The 2,040-nt window shown below is 71.6% G+C and carries 3 protein-coding genes; all 3 read left to right on the top strand.

Going from position 1 to position 2,040, the window contains the following annotated elements; all coding sequences use genetic code 11:
* A partial coding sequence (locus tag H0W38_RS21945; RefSeq protein ID WP_292458229.1) for a (2Fe-2S)-binding protein occupies nucleotides 1–470 on the top strand: 470 nt, incomplete at its 5' end.
* Nucleotides 471–560: 90 nt separating this feature from the next.
* A complete protein-coding gene (gene ybiB / locus H0W38_RS21940; RefSeq protein WP_292458227.1) occupies nucleotides 561–1,514 on the top strand; it encodes a DNA-binding protein YbiB in 954 nt (317 codons plus the stop codon).
* Between the two features lie 113 nt (nucleotides 1,515–1,627).
* On the top strand, nucleotides 1,628–2,040 hold a 413-nt coding region (locus tag H0W38_RS21935; RefSeq protein ID WP_292458224.1), incomplete at its 3' end, for an FAD-dependent oxidoreductase.

The raw sequence follows: 2,040 nt of genomic DNA, 5'->3' as shown, positions 1-2,040 counted from the left end.
CGGAGCCGGCCAGCCGCGAGCAGATGGCTCAGATCGAAGCGCTGCTCGGCATTGCGGGGCCGGACGTGCTGCGCTATGCCGACGCGAAGCGCGGACAGCATCGCGCCATGCGGCTGGCCGCCGCCGGCGGCCGCGAAACCCGGCTGGATGCCTTCGTGCTCGGCGGCGACCTGCGCGCCGAAGGCTGGCTCAAGGATTTGCTGCAGGCGGAAGGGCCGGCCCAGGACTACGGTCGGCTGCTGCTGCGCCCCGGCGCCAAGCCGCCAGTGGCAGTCGCGCCGCGCGGCCCTCAGGTCTGCAGCTGCTTCGACGTGACAGCACCGGCGATCGCGGCGACCCTCGCGCAGTGCAGCGGCACCGCCGAAAACCGGCTCGATCAGTTGCAGGCCCGCCTGCACTGCGGCACGAATTGTGGCTCCTGCCTGCCGGCCTTGCGATCGATGGTGAAGGTGTCGCTGCAAGCGGCGTGAGCGGTGTGAACGGTGTGAGCATTCCGCAGCGCACGGAATGCTCTCTAGGCGCCTAGCCGATACTGGAACGCGTCTTGCACTCCGAACATCATGGGCATCGCGCACTACCTCAAGGAAATCGGCCGCGGCCGCGAAGGCGCCCGTTCGCTCGGCGAGCCGCAGGCCCGCGACCTCATGGAGCAGGTGCTTGATGGCCGCATCAGCGAAGCCGAGCGTGGCGCCTTCGCGATCGCCATGCGCATCAAGGGCGAAACGACGCAGGAGCTGGCGGGCTTTACCGAGGCGGCCGCCGCCCGCTGCATCGCCTTGCCGGATTCGCGGCCGCCCGTGCTGCTGCCCTCCTACAACGGCGCGCGCAAGCTGCCCAACCTCACGCCGCTGCTGGCGCTGCTGCTCGCCCAGCAAGGCGTGCCGGTGCTGGTACACGGCGCCGCCGACGATCCGGTGCGCATCACCACGCACGCCCTGTTCCTCAACCTCGGCCTGCCGGTCGCGCGCGATGTCGACGACGTGCAGGACGCCTGGGCGCGCCAGGAGCCGGTGTTCATGCCGACCGACGTGCTGTGCCCGCCGCTGGCCGCGCTGCTGCAGCTTCGCTGGACACTCGGCCTGCGCAATCCCGGCCACACCGTCGCCAAGCTGCTGGCGCCGCGCGGCGCGGCCTGTCTGCGCGTCGTGAGCTACACCCACCCGGAGTACGGCGCGGCGCACACCGCCTACCTGCAGCACGCCCGCGCCGATGCGCTGCTGCTGCGCGGCACCGAAGGCGAGCCCGTGGCCGACCCGCGCCGGCTGCCGCGGCTCGATGTCTTCGCCGAGGGCGTGTTGCGGCCCGAGCTGGGGCGCGCCGCGCACGAAGGCGTGCTGAGCGAGCTGCCGCTGCTGCCGCGCAGCCGGGATGCCGCCACCACCGCGGTCTACGTGCAGGCCGTGGTGAGCGGCGAAATGCCGGTGCCAGGCCCGCTGCGCGAACAGGTAGAGGTGCTGGTGCGCGCCTGGCAGTTGCTGGATCAGCGGCCGGGCGCCCGCGAGCGCTCTGCCTGAGCCGAAGCGCACGCGTCTGCCGACAAGCGGACGGGCGGCAGCCGGCCCCGCGCCTCGGATAATCGGCGCCATGCCGCCTGCTCCGCGCCATCCACCCATCAGAAGGCTTCGGCGTGCAGCGCTTTGACGTGGCGGTGATCGGCGCGGGCGCTGCCGGCTTGTTCTGCGCCGGCATCGCCGGACAGCGCGGCTTGCGGGTGCTGCTGATCGACCATGCCGAAAAGCTCGCCGAGAAGATCCGCATCTCCGGCGGTGGGCGGTGCAACTTCACCAACCTGCACACCACGCCGGCCAATTTTCTCTCGGCCAACCCCGCCTTCTGCCGCTCGGCGCTGGCGCGCTACACGCCGGCCGACTTCATCGCGCTGCTCGGGCGTTACGGCATCGGCTGGCACGAGAAGCACAAGGGCCAGCTGTTCTGCGACGACTCGAGCGAGGACGTCATCACCCTGCTGCTGCGCGAGTGCGAGGCCGGGGCCGTCACGCGCTGGCAGCCTTGCAGCGTGTCGGCCGTGCGGCAGAGCGG

Source organism: Methylibium sp. (genome assembly GCF_013817365.1).
GTDB lineage: Bacteria > Pseudomonadota > Gammaproteobacteria > Burkholderiales > Burkholderiaceae_C > Methylibium.
This window is presented reverse-complemented; position numbering and strand designations above follow the sequence as displayed.